Annotated in this window: 9 protein-coding genes; 8 read left to right on the top strand and 1 reads right to left on the bottom strand. The window is 44.5% G+C overall.

Features of this window, described 5'->3' with window-relative positions:
- Positions 1–85 precede the first annotated feature (85 nt).
- From rhaM to H8Z79_RS08355, 3 genes are all read left to right on the top strand, one after another.
- Positions 86–397, top strand: a complete 312-nt coding sequence (gene rhaM, locus H8Z79_RS08365) for an L-rhamnose mutarotase (RefSeq protein ID WP_118039232.1) — start codon at positions 86–88, stop codon at positions 395–397.
- A 114-nt stretch (positions 398–511) separates the two neighbouring features.
- Complete coding sequence (gene malQ / locus H8Z79_RS08360) at positions 512–2,089, top strand: 4-alpha-glucanotransferase (protein ID WP_118039130.1); 1,578 nt, start codon at positions 512–514, stop codon at positions 2,087–2,089.
- A 279-nt stretch (positions 2,090–2,368) separates the two neighbouring features.
- Entirely contained in the window at positions 2,369–3,211 is an 843-nt protein-coding gene (locus H8Z79_RS08355) for a hypothetical protein (RefSeq protein ID WP_118039131.1), read from the top strand.
- 58 nt (positions 3,212–3,269) lie between these two features.
- On the opposite strand, the gene glgB is transcribed toward H8Z79_RS08355, so the two are convergent.
- The gene (gene glgB / locus H8Z79_RS08350; protein ID WP_118049164.1) at positions 3,270–5,054 is read right to left on the bottom strand and encodes a 1,4-alpha-glucan branching protein GlgB; all 1,785 of its coding nucleotides are present in this window, start codon (positions 5,052–5,054) and stop codon (positions 3,270–3,272) included.
- A gap of 144 nt (positions 5,055–5,198) precedes the next feature.
- Here glgB and H8Z79_RS08345 point away from each other — a divergent pair, with 144 nt between their 5' ends.
- The 5 genes from H8Z79_RS08345 to H8Z79_RS08325 are packed head-to-tail and all read left to right on the top strand — an operon-like array spanning position 5,199 to position 12,363.
- Entirely contained in the window at positions 5,199–5,741 is a 543-nt protein-coding gene (locus H8Z79_RS08345; RefSeq protein ID WP_015543384.1) for a TetR/AcrR family transcriptional regulator, read from the top strand.
- 23 nt (positions 5,742–5,764) lie between these two features.
- Positions 5,765–8,548: a translation factor GTPase family protein gene (locus tag H8Z79_RS08340; RefSeq protein ID WP_118049165.1), complete on the top strand. Its 2,784-nt coding sequence runs from the start codon at positions 5,765–5,767 to the stop codon at positions 8,546–8,548.
- On the top strand, positions 8,545–9,516 hold the full coding sequence (locus H8Z79_RS08335; RefSeq protein ID WP_015543386.1) for a leucine-rich repeat protein: 972 nt from the start codon (positions 8,545–8,547) through the stop codon (positions 9,514–9,516). The genes H8Z79_RS08340 and H8Z79_RS08335 overlap by 4 nt, the downstream gene beginning before the upstream one ends.
- Entirely contained in the window at positions 9,513–10,874 is a 1,362-nt protein-coding gene (locus tag H8Z79_RS08330; protein ID WP_118049166.1) for a vWA domain-containing protein, read from the top strand. The genes H8Z79_RS08335 and H8Z79_RS08330 overlap by 4 nt, the downstream gene beginning before the upstream one ends.
- Positions 10,864–12,363, top strand: coding sequence for an ATP-binding protein (locus H8Z79_RS08325; protein ID WP_118049187.1), 1,500 nt, complete (start codon positions 10,864–10,866; stop codon positions 12,361–12,363). Before H8Z79_RS08330 ends, H8Z79_RS08325 begins: the two co-directional genes overlap by 11 nt.
- Positions 12,364–12,382: the final 19 nt, after the last annotated feature.

The raw sequence follows: 12,382 nt of genomic DNA, 5'->3' as shown, positions 1-12,382 counted from the left end.
CAGTCCTGAACTTTATGCCAAAGTATGCGAGAGAAGCTGCCAGTGGCAGGTTCTCTGTATGGTGAAAAATGCAGGAGGTATGGATATGATCAAAGCATTTACAATGAAATTGTATGAAGGACAGGAACAGGAATACGAGAGACGTCATAATCTGCTCTGGCCGGAAATGAAAGATATGATACATGAATATGGCGGAAAAAATTATTCCATTTTTCTGGATAAAGAAACACTCACATTGTTCGGATATATAGAAATCGAAGATGAAAAAAAATGGAGTAAGAGTGCAGATACAGAGATAAACCGTAAATGGTGGGATTTCATGGCAGATATTATGGAAACGAATCCGGATAACAGTCCGGTATGTATGGATCTCCATCCGGTTTTTCATCTGGACTAAATAAAAGAAAATGCGAAGGTATCATACACTTGCTCACAAAATCTTAAAAATTTAACATAAACCCTCGATTATGAACATTGACGATTTACCTTCCGATATGACAAAATAACTATAATGGATAATGCAGGATTACCGGGCGTGAAACATCGCCTGGTTTTCCGCGTTTACAAAAAACATATGGGAGGAATGAGAATGGCAAAGAAAAGAAAATGCGGTGTGCTGCTTCCGGTCAGCAGTCTGCCGTCAAAATATGGAATCGGCTGCTTTGACAAAAAAGCGTATGAGTTTGTGGATGCGCTGAAAGAAGCAGGACAGAGTTACTGGCAGATTCTGCCGCTTGGTCCGACAAGCTATGGCGATTCTCCGTATCAGTCATTTTCCACATTTGCAGGAAATCCGTATTTTATTAGTCTTGAAGAACTGATAAAAGAAGGTGTCCTGACAAAAAAAGAATGTGAGAGCGTGGATTTCGGAACGGATGCGACAAGCGTAGATTATGCAAAATTATATGAAGGACGTATGATTTTGCTCCGTAAAGCATATGAACGCAGCAACGTATACATGGATTCGGAATTTCGCAGATTTCAGGAAGAAGAGGCATGGTGGCTGAAAGATTATGCACTGTTTATGGCAGTGAAGAAACGCTTCGGCGGTATTCCGTGGAGTGAATGGGCTGAGGACATCCGTCTTCGCTGGCAGAATGCGCTCGATTATTACAGAGAAGAAATGTATTTTGAAATCGAATTTCAGGAGTATATGCAGTTCAAATTCCGCCAGCAGTGGATGAAACTGAAAGCTTATGCAAATGAAAAAGGAATCCAGATCATTGGTGATATCCCGATCTATGTGGCAATGGACAGTGCTGACACATGGGCAAATCCATGGCTTTTTAAACTCGATGAAAAAAACTGTCCGATACAGGTTGCAGGCTGCCCGCCGGACGGATTTTCTGCAACAGGACAGCTCTGGGGAAATCCACTGTACAAATGGGAAGTGCATCGCAATTCCGGATATGAATGGTGGGTAAAGCGAATCGCAAACTGTTTCCGTCTGTATGATGTAGTGCGAATTGATCATTTCCGCGGATTTGATGAATATTATGCAATCCCGTACGGTGATAAGACAGCAGAGAACGGCTGGTGGGAAAAAGGCCCGGGAATCGAGCTGTTCCGCACGATTTCAGAAAAACTCGGACATCGTGAGATCATTGCAGAAGATCTTGGTTATATGACCGACACGGTTAAGAAACTGGTCGAAGAAAGCGGCTACCCGAATATGAAGGTCATCGAATTTGCATTCGACGAGCGCGATACGGGTAATGCAAGCGATTATCTGCCGCATAATTATCCGAGAAACTGCGTGGTTTATACAGGAACTCATGACAATGAGACTCTGGTATCATGGCTTGATAATATTACACCACAGGAGCGCAGACAGGTTCGCAAATATCTGAATAATTTCCATGATTCCGGAAAAGAACTTTGTGACGATCTGATCTGCCTTGTGATGCAGAGCGTAGCTGATCTTTGTATCATACCGATGCAGGACTATCTGGGACTTGATAATTCCGCACGAATGAATCAGCCGTCCACACTTGGAAAGAACTGGAAATGGCGTTTGAAAGAAGGACAATTTTCTAAAGAACTGCGGGGAGAAATGCTGGAACTTGCAGGACGCTACGGAAGATTATAGGAAAATATATATGAAAGGTATTATCTGGTGAAAAACAAACACCGGATGGTACCTTTTTTGGTTATAAAAACTACGAAAAGCTGTTTTGGCTAATGAATGTTTTATTTGCCCGGAAATGAAGCTTCTGTTACAATAAATCCAAAGGAGGAACTGGTTTTACATATTACAAATGATAAAATAACAGAATCTAAATAAATTCTGTATGAACATAAAATAAACCAAAGACATTTTCAAAATACAAAAGCATACGATACTGAACGAAGAAAGAAAGGAAGCCTCATGGCAAATATAAAACATGAAGATGCGATTTTGAAAATGGGTTTTGAGTATTTCCGTGATACGATTCTGAAGACCTTGGGAATTAACTATGAGTTTGTAGAAACAGGAATTACGGAATTGGTAGAACTGACGATTCATTCTTTATATATGGATTTTACGTTTCTTACAACAGGAGATTTTTATATCCATATAGAATTTCAGACAACAGATTCCGGTAAAAAAGATCTGCGCAGATTTCGGGCATATGAAAGTGTATTGTCTCACAAAGCGGGGAAGAATGTAATTACATATGTGATATATTCAGGAGGAATCGAACATACCATTACGGAAATGGATTGTGGTGCATATGTTTATCGGGTGATTCCGATATATCTCGCAGATAAAAAGGCTGATACAGTCCTGAAACGGCTGGAAGAAAAGCAGAAAAATGGTGAGATATTCACAGAAGAAGATTTTGCACAGCTTGCATTGACACCGTTAATGAGCAGTGGGAAATCGCGCAAGGATGTCATATTGGAATCGTTGAAATTAAGCAAAACAGAAAAGAGTATCACAGCAGAAAAAACAATGGCAATGTTGTATACACTGGCAGATAAATTCCTGGAAGGAAAGGATTTGGAGAAGGTAAAGGAGGTAGTTGCTATGACAAGAATCGGACAGATGATATTTGACGATGGTGTTGTACGTGGAAGAGAAGAAGGAAGAGAGGAAGGAATGATTGGTGGTACAATTAAAACCTGTAAGAAGTTCAAGCTGAGCCGGGAGGAGGCAACTAAGAATATTATCGAAGAATTTTCTTTATCAAACGAAGAAGCAGAGAAGTATATGGAATTGTACTGGTAGAATAAATAGACAAGTCAGGCATAAGAACAGCCCCCGGTATTGTGCCGGGGGCTCAAATTTATTCCGCAAGATAATATACAGAGGAATACGGCGGCAGAGTCAGAAGGATTCTGCCGTCTTTGATTGTTTTTGCAGCACCTTTGCGTTTTTGTGTGCCGCCATAAACGGCCAGATTGCTGTTTAGAAGCTCTTTTAATTTCTGCGTATCAGAAAGTTTCAGTTCATATATCTGTTCCTGATCAGAGAAATTAAACAGAGAGAGGATGCGCTCTTTTTTACTGCTTCGTTCGAAGACATAAATACAGCGTCCTTCCTGATGGCAGTCTATCCATCGGAAACCGTCAGCCTCATAATCTTTTTCCCAGAAGGCGGAATGCTCCAGATACAGTTTATTCAGATCTTTCATAAAATGTGCGAAAGCATCATGAGCCGGATAATCCAGGAGCATCCAGTCCTGTTCTCTTTTTTCGTCCCATTCGCGGAACTGTCCGATTTCATTTCCCATGAAATTCAGTTTTTTGCCCGGGTGTGCGTACATGTACATATACAGGGAACGCGCCTGCGGGAATTTGTTTTCATAATTACCGCTCATTTTCTGCATGATGGTTGCCTTGCCGTGAACGACTTCATCATGAGAGAGTGGGAGCAGGAAACGGGCATCATAATAATACATCATCGAGAATGTGAGTTTGTGGTAATTTTCCGGACGGTATTCCGGCGCAGTGCGGAAATAATTGAGTGTATCATTCATCCATCCCATATCCCATTTGTAATCGAAGCCAAGACCTCCCTGATCGACAGGATCGGTCACCTTCGGGAAAGAGGTGGAATCTTCGGCGGCGAGAATGACTGATGGATGCATTCCCTTCAGGCCCTGATTCATATACTGGAGAAATTCTACGGCATTCAGATTGACACCACGAGCCGGGTCACCCTGCCAGTAGATCGCACGGCTGATTGCATCCATGCGGATACCGTCCATATGAAATTCGCTGATCCAGTAATTGGCGCAGGACTGCAGGAAACTTCTTGTCTCACCGCGGGAGTGCATGAAATTGCAGCTTCCCCATTCGCTGACACCGACAGCAGAATTCGGATATTCGAAAAGAGAAGTTCCGTCATAATTGGCAAGTCCGTAGGAGTCCACTGCAAAATGTACCGGGACAAAATCCATCAGGACACCGATGCCGTGTTTGTGGCAGGCATCAACAAAAGCTTTTAGCTGATCCGCAGTTCCGTAGCGGGAAGTCGGACTGAAAAATCCGGTTGCCTGATAGCCCCATGATTCGTCGCACGGATATTCATTCAGCGGCATGATCTCCAGATAGTTGTAACCGTTTTTGGTGAGATATGGGATCAGAATGTCGATCATTTCTTCATAGTTGTACCAGTCGTCCGCTTTATCAGAAGGCTTGCGAAAAGAACCGAAATGGATCTCATAAATATTGAGAGGCTTTTTGCGGCAGTCACTGCGGTTCTGCATCCACTGACTGTCTTTAAATTTGTATTTGTTCATATCGCGGATGATGGAAGCACTGTTTGGACGGAGTTCCATACCGAAACCATATGGATCGCAGTGCTCCACAGCATTTCCACTTCGGTCATAAATGCGGTATTTGTACATCTGTCCGGCTTTTGCCTGTGGAACATAACATTCCCAGAAATTTCCGTCAGATACTTTGTTCATATCCCATTCCTGCCAGTCATTAAATTCTCCGATCAGGGCAATGCGTGAAGCAGAAGGGGCAAACGTATGAAAAGTTACACCCTGTTTTTCTGTGTGGGCGCCGAGATATTTGTAGGCATCAAAAATTTTTCCTGTATAAAATCCGTAAAAATCCATAGTATTCTCCTTGCAGATAATAGACATTGGTTGTGTAGTTTAGTATACTATAAAAAGAAAACTCCCGCCTGTCCACCGACGATTTCGGACAAATGGCGGATAACCGACGATTTAAAAAAAATGTCGGAAAAGGAGAACGGTTATATGGATATCAGAATAGAAAAAACCGAAAAGGCGATCCGAAATGCATTTCTGGAATTACGCGCGGCAAAACCGCTGGAAAAAATCACCGTAAGGGAGCTGTGCAGTCTGGCATGCATTAACAAGTCAACATTTTACAGTCATTATGAGGATATCTATGCATTGTCACAGACACTTGAATCCGAGACGATCACGGCTGTTCTGACCAATATTTCCAGACAGCAGGAGGCACCGTTTAAGGATCCGGATGTGTTTACGAGAAATCTGTATATCGCGCTGGTATCCAATCATTCGCTGATCAATATTCTGTTTTCCGGTACAGAAAAAAGCCATCTGGGCGATTGTCTGGAAGCAGAACTGAAACGTCTGATTAAAGAAAACTTTCCGGAATACCAAAATGATCCGGAAAAAGATATTATGCTGTCGTTCTGCATTCAGGGATGCTTCCATGCATATCTGAACAATCAGGACAAGGAGCTGGATACGTTGATCCGCGTCAGCGAAGTGATCGTGCAGAAACTGGCACCGTTATACATCAACGAATAAACAAATCGAAAGAAGAAAAATAAATGAAAAAACTGGTTATCGGAATTCTGGCACATGTCGATGCCGGAAAGACAACTTTATCGGAAGGGCTTCTGTATCTGTGCGGTGAGATCCGAAAGATCGGACGGGTGGATCACGGAGATGCCTTTCTGGATACGTATGAACTCGAAAAAGAAAGAGGAATCACGATCTTTTCAAAGCAGGCACTGCTGAAAACAGACGATATGGAAGTGTCACTGCTTGACACTCCGGGACATGTCGACTTTTCGGCGGAGATGGAGCGTACGCTGCAGGTGCTTGATTATGCGATTCTTGTGATCAATGGTATGGATGGGGTACAGAGCCATACAATGACATTGTGGAGACTTTTGGAAAGATATCAGATTCCGACGTTTTTATTTATAAATAAAATGGATCAGCAGGGGACAGATCACGATGCACTCCTCGCAGATCTGAAAAATCGCCTTCATGAAAACTGTGTGGATTTCGGAAAGACAGAAGGCGCAGAAGATACTCTGTCATCGGAGCAGATGGAAAACATCGCAGTCTGTGATGAGAAGCTTTTGGAAAAATATCTGGAAACCGGCGAAGTGACTGTGGAGGAGAGTGCGGTGCTTATCGCACAGAGGAAAGTTTTTCCATGTTTTTTCGGTTCCGCATTGAAAATGGAAGGCGTGGAAGAATTTCTGAACGGACTTCGCACGTATACGAAAGAACCGAAGCGTCAGGAAGCTTTTGGCGCAAAAGTTTTCAAGATTGCCCGGGATGAGCAGGGCAACCGTCTCACGTATATGAAGGTCACGGGCGGAAGCCTGAAAGTAAAGACATTGCTCTCATCGGAAGGTGTGGGCCAAAGTCTGCCGGGTAGAAAAGTGAAAGAAACCTCGTGGGAAGAAAAAGTGGATCAGATCCGTCTGTATTCCGGGGCAAAATATGAGACAACGCAGGAAGCAGAGGCTGGTCTTGTCTGTGCAGTGACAGGTCTCACAAAAACTTATCCGGGTGAGGGACTTGGAGCAGAAAGCGAATCAGAACTCCCTGTACTGGAACCGGTTCTCAACTATCAGATCATCCTTCCAGATGACTGTGATCCACATCAGATGCTGCAGAAACTGAGAATGCTCGAGGAGGAAGAACCGCAGCTTCATATCCTGTGGGACAGCCAGCCCGGAGAGATCCACGCACAGCTGATGGGAGAAGTACAGATTGAAATTTTGAAAAAAATGATCTGGGACCGTTTTCATGTGGCAGTGGAATTCGGAGCAGGAAGTATTGTTTATAAAGAAACGATCGCAGAACCGGTCGAGGGCGTGGGTCATTTTGAGCCACTTCGCCACTATGCAGAAGTACATCTTCTGATCGAGCCGGGAGAACCGGGCAGTGGATGCCAGTTTTTTACAGCATGTAGTGAAGATGTGCTGGCGCGTAACTGGCAGAGACTGATCCTTACACACCTTGAAGAAAAAGAGCACATCGGAGTTCTGACCGGCTCACCGCTTACCGACGTGCAGATCACACTCCTGACCGGAAGGGCACATGCCAAACATACAGAGGGAGGTGATTTCCGTCAGGCGACATACCGTGCAGTACGTCAGGGACTGCGGAAGGCAAAGAGTATCCTTCTGGAGCCGTATTATGAATTCCGACTGGAAGTACCGGTGGAGATGATCGGCCGTGCAATGACCGATGTACAGAAGATGCAGGGAACATTCGAATCACCGGAGACGGATGGTGAGGTGGCAATTCTGAAAGGCACAGCAGCCGTTTCACAGATGCGGGATTATCAGAAAGAAGTGATCGCATATACACATGGAACGGGTAAACTTTTCTGTAATCTGAAAGGTTATGCGCCGTGCAGAAATCAGGATGAGATCGTATTGAATACGGGCTATGACCCGGAGGCTGATCTGGAGAATCCGACCGGTTCTGTTTTCTGTGCACATGGTGCCGGATTCGTTGTGCCATGGGATCAGGTGGAAGATTATATGCATCTGCAGAGCGGTGTGGATATGGATGCACTGGACAGTGAGAACTGGTATGAAAATGTGGAAAATGAGGATACAGGACTTTCACAGGGGGATAATCCGGCGCAGAGCAGAAGAAACAGTGGAAAGTCCGGAAAAAAATCCGAGAGTTTTTCCTATAGCGGCAGTTATGCGGAGGAGGAAGAGCTGCAGGCAATCTTTGAACGTACCTTCGGTCCGGTGAAACGTGACCGCGGTGCTTTCCAGAAAAAGACCGTTCATGCATCTGTACCGACGACACACTATAAAGCCGGCAAGCCGCGTAAAGAAGAATACCTGCTGGTTGATGGTTATAATATTATCTTTTCATGGGAAGAATTAAACGAGCTTGCAAAAGAAAATATTCATGCGGCATGTGATAAGCTGATGGATATTCTGAGCAATTATCAGGGATACCGCAAATGCACACTGATTCTTGTACTGGATGCTTACAAGGTGGAAGGACACAGGGAAGAAGTCATCCCATATCATAATATTTATGTGGTCTATACGAAGGAAGCGGAGACAGCCGACCAGTATATCGAAAAAACTGTCCATAAAATCGGACGGCAGTATCAGGTGACGGTAGCAACTTCGGATGGCCTGGAGCAGGTCATCATCATGGGGCAGGGTGCACACAGAATTTCAGCGCAGGGACTGAAAAAAGAAATCGAAGATACGGAAAAAGCCGCACGTGCAGAATGGCATCAGCGCCGGCAGAGCAGCAAAACCTATCTTTTTGATCATATGTCGGAGGAGATGCAGGAGCAGATGGAAAAGATCCGTCTGGGAGAAAAAGAATGATTTATTTATATGAAAGAAACAAAACAGGAATCTGTGTCAATCGTGTATTCGGATATGACGGGATTGTTGAGATTCCGGATACGTTGAACGGATTTCCGGTAACAGAACTTGGCGCCTATCTTTTTTCAGATCATATAGATGCGTCAGAATTAAATAAAAAGAAAGAGACCGGAAGTTACTGTACGGAAAACGGGACAGAAGAAATTCCAACGGATGATATGCCGCAGGCCGCAGGTAATAAGGTGGAGGAAATCCGCCTTCCGCGCTTCCTGCGTAAAATCGGCAGATATGCGTTTTACAACTGTTTTCAGCTTCGCCGTCTGAAATTCTACGGCGAAATGAAAGATCTCGGTGCCGGTGCACTGACAGGATGCCATAAGATGGAACAGATTATAGTGGAAACAGATGAAAACGGGCAGTCTGCACTACGTGATTTCCTTACGGAATTGCCGGAGACACTGCGCGTAGATATAAAAACAGATGGGGAACTGGGGCGTTTCTGGTTTCCGGAGTTTTTTGAGGAAGGTGTGGAAAATACACCGGCAAGAATCCTCGAAAATCATGTTCATGGAAGTGGCATCCGTTATCGGAACAGTTTTGTACACAAAAGGCTTCACGCGCTGGAGTATGACAAATTATTTCCGTATGCTGTTGCCTGGGAGCAGGAGCGTATCGTGCTGAATCTTGCACTTGACCGGATACTGTACCCAATGAGTATGACCGGGGAGGCACGCGAAAAATATCTTATCTATATAAAAGAACACAGTCAGCAGGCGGTCGCGCTTCTGGGAGAAAAGAAAGAATACGAAGCCATGCAGAAAATATTAAAAGAAATTGCCCCTGACAGGGAGACGACAGAAAAGATGCTGGAGACGGCACAGAGCTCCGGTGATTCCAGATGGGTAAGTGTTCTGATGAATGAACTCGGCAGGCATGGCAGGAAACAGAGAAAGGCATTTGAACTGTGAAAAAAGAGTACAGGGACAAGTTTGGAAATTTTGTTCATGAGGAAAGAAAAAAAGAAGAAGAGACACTGGCAATCTGCGAAGATATCCTGAAAAATTCCAGAAACGAAATGGCGGTTGCGATGCGGTTTCTGCAAAGTGCATTCGGCGCGCTGAAACCGGTTGTTTCCGGTGAGACAGGTGCGATGGGAACTGACGGAAAACTTCTGTATGCAGCCCCGGGATGGCTGATAGAGAGTTTTATGAAAGACCGGGTGCGGCTGAATCGCATGTATCTTCATGAGATTCTGCACTGCCTGTTCTGCCATCTGTGGAGCTGCAAAGAACGTGATCAGAGACTGTGGGATCTTGCAGCGGATATTGCCGTAGAAAACATCATGGATGATCTCTATGAAAAGGCTGTTTACATTCGTCCGAACAGTTTTCGAAGAGAAAAATACCGCCGGTGGAAGGAGAAGCGGAGCGTCCTGACAGCAGAGGCACTTTATTATCTTCTAACATCATGTGAGGAAGCGGAAATCGTCTGTCTTGAGCAGGAATTTCGGATGGACGATCATCATTTCTGGTATACACCGCAGAATAAGAGCGGGTTGGCAAGCCGTCAGAAAGAATGGGAAGAGATGCGCCGGAAAATGCAGACAGAGATCGAGCTTTTTTCCAAAGAGGCGGCAGGAGATTCGCCGGGACTGGTTGAACATCTGCAGGCGGAAAACAGGAAACGCTATGATTATAAAGAATTTCTGAGGAAGTTTTCTGTGCTGAAAGAGGAGATGCAGGTAGATATGGATTCTTTTGATCCGATCTATTATCATCTCGGTACAGAACTTTATGGAAATATGCCTCTGATCGAACCTCTGGAAACAAAGGAAATGAAAAAAATCGAAGACTTTGTAATTGTGCTGGATACTTCGATGTCCTGCAACGGAAGTCTGATCCGCAGATTCCTTGAGGAAACGTACAGTGTTTTGTCAGAGTCGGAGAGTTTTTTTCGGAAGATACAGGTGCACATCATCCAGTGTGACGAAAAGATACAGGATGATCAGGTAATCCATAATGAGAAAGAGATGGAGGCATACCTGTCTGATTTTACGATCCGTGGATTCGGCGGGACAGATTTTCGACCGGCATTTTCTTATGTGGATAAACTTTTGAATATGGGAGCTTTTCAGAGATTGCGCGGGCTTTTATATTTTACGGATGGTTACGGAACATTTCCGGCAAAGATGCCGCCGTATGATACTGCGTTTATTTTTATGAAAGATGATTACCGGGATGTGGACGTGCCGCCATGGGCGATCAAACTGATTCTGGATACACAGGCACTGGAAAGAGAGAGGACAGCTGAGCATGATGAATATTAAACAGGCAAAACAGGAAATTGTAGATACGGTGCAGGCGTATCTTCTGAAAAACGAATACGGGGAATACGTGATACCGAGGGTTCACCAGAGACCGGTATTGCTTCTGGGTGCACCGGGAATCGGAAAGACGCAGATCATGGAACAGGCGGCACGAGAGTGTAAAGTCGCGCTTGTGGCTTATACGATTACGCACCATACGAGACAGAGCGCGATCGGACTTCCTTTTATTTCAAAGAAGGAATATGGCGGAAAAGAGTATTCTGCGACAGAGTATACGATGAGTGAGATCGTTGCAAGTATTTACGACCGGATGCGCGAGACAGGACTTACCGAAGGAATCCTGTTTATTGATGAGATCAACTGCGTTTCGGAGACCCTGGCACCGGCAATGCTTCAGTTTCTGCAGTGCAAAACTTTCGGGAATCATGAGATTCCGGAAGGCTGGGTGATCGTAGCGGCAGGAAACCCGCCGGAATACAACAAGTCCGTGCGCGATTTTGATGTTGTAACACTTGACCGTGTGAAGAAGATTATGGTGGAGCCGGATTATCGGATCTGGAAAGAATATGCTTACAAAGAAAATATCCATCCGGCGATTCTGTCTTATCTGGAACTTCGCAGTAACTGCTTTTACCAGATGGAAACGACGATTGACGGCAGACAGTTTGCAACGCCGCGTGGCTGGGAAGATCTGTCACGCATGATGGAAGTCTATGAACGACTGAATAAAAATATCACGAAAGAAGTGATGGGGCAGTATATCCAGCATGAGAGGATTTCTGTAGAATTTGCTGAATATTACGAATTATATCAAAAATACCAGCAGGACTACCAGATTGCAGAGATCCTGAAAGGAAAACCATCCGAGGCAATGGTGAAGAAAGTTTCGCATGCACCGTTTGATGAGAGAGTCAGTGTTGTCAATCTGCTGTTCTCCGGGGTACGTCAGGCTGTTCGTGAAGTGGTTTTGCAGGAAGAAGTTCTGGAAAAAGTATTTGAGATCCTGAAATTGTTGAAAGAGCCACAGGAAGGTGGAAAGCTTTTGGAACGTTTGGGAGATTATGTGGATAATCTTCGAATGGAGCGAGAGCAGAAACAGAAAGAAGGTCTTCTTGAGAGAAGGGAAGACCGTACGATCCGAAAGGCACTCGAACTTTTGGAAAATTACAGACTACTTCTGAAAAAAGAGAGTGGAGAGAGCTGGGAAGAGGCTTTCGATATTTTGAGATCCGCTTTTGGAGAAACACGCGGAGAATGGGAAGAAGCGTGGGATCAGGCTGCGTCATCTCTGGAATGCGCATTTGATTTTATGGAGGCCGCTTTTTATAACAGCCAGGAAATGGTTATTTTTGTATCCGGGATTAATACAGACTATTCCTGTGTACGTTTCCTTGAAACATACGAGTGTGAGCGCTATATCCGTTACAACAAAGATCTGTTGTTTGAGGATGCAGGAGCGCAGATACGAAAAAGGATTGAAGAACTGTAAAATAATCTGAGACAGAAAG

Source organism: Blautia intestinalis (assembly GCF_014297355.1).
Classification (GTDB): Bacteria; Bacillota; Clostridia; order Lachnospirales; family Lachnospiraceae; genus Blautia_A; species Blautia_A intestinalis.
This window is presented reverse-complemented; position numbering and strand designations above follow the sequence as displayed.

What these genes read in the sequence shown, in the direction of transcription:
- rhaM (WP_118039232.1), top strand. Translation starts at nt 86, where the DNA reads ATGATCAAAGCATTTACAATGAAATTGTATGAAGGACAGGAACAGGAA.
- malQ (WP_118039130.1), top strand. Translation starts at nt 512, where the DNA reads ATGGATAATGCAGGATTACCGGGCGTGAAACATCGCCTGGTTTTCCGC.
- H8Z79_RS08355 (WP_118039131.1), top strand. Translation starts at nt 2,369, where the DNA reads ATGGCAAATATAAAACATGAAGATGCGATTTTGAAAATGGGTTTTGAG.
- glgB (WP_118049164.1), bottom strand. Translation starts at nt 5,054, where the DNA reads ATGGATTTTTACGGATTTTATACAGGAAAAATTTTTGATGCCTACAAA.
- H8Z79_RS08345 (WP_015543384.1), top strand. Translation starts at nt 5,199, where the DNA reads ATGGATATCAGAATAGAAAAAACCGAAAAGGCGATCCGAAATGCATTT.
- H8Z79_RS08340 (WP_118049165.1), top strand. Translation starts at nt 5,765, where the DNA reads ATGAAAAAACTGGTTATCGGAATTCTGGCACATGTCGATGCCGGAAAG.
- H8Z79_RS08335 (WP_015543386.1), top strand. Translation starts at nt 8,545, where the DNA reads ATGATTTATTTATATGAAAGAAACAAAACAGGAATCTGTGTCAATCGT.
- H8Z79_RS08325 (WP_118049187.1), top strand. Translation starts at nt 10,864, where the DNA reads ATGAATATTAAACAGGCAAAACAGGAAATTGTAGATACGGTGCAGGCG.